General features: G+C 71.8%; 1 protein-coding gene. It reads left to right on the top strand.

The window, feature by feature from the left end; genetic code table 11:
- Positions 1–340 (top strand): cation transporting ATPase C-terminal domain-containing protein (locus F0L68_RS44070; protein WP_223199592.1); only part of this gene is annotated, 340 nt, incomplete at both ends.

Genomic DNA, 340 nt, shown 5'->3' with positions numbered 1-340 from the left:
GCCGCGAGCCCGCCGAGCCGGGTCTGATGGCCAAGCCGCCGAGACCGCGCAGCCAGGGAGTGATCACCGGGCGACTGCTGTTGCGGGCGTGGGGTTTGATGGGCACGGTATCGGCCGCCCTGGTGCTGGCGGCGTTCTTCGCGGTGTTGTGGAGCGCGGGCTGGCACCCCGGCGACCCGGTCGGAGAGAACGCGCCCCTGCACCACGCCTACCTCCAGGCCACGACCGCGACCTTCCTTGGCATCGTCGCCTGCCAGATCGGCAGCGCGTTCGCCGCCCGCACCGAGTGGTCACCGCTGCGTGCGATCGGACTGACCAGCAACCGGTTCCTGTTGGGCGG

It is taken from the genome of Solihabitans fulvus, from assembly GCF_008386585.1.
GTDB lineage: Bacteria > Actinomycetota > Actinomycetes > Mycobacteriales > Pseudonocardiaceae > Solihabitans > Solihabitans fulvus.
This window is presented reverse-complemented; position numbering and strand designations above follow the sequence as displayed.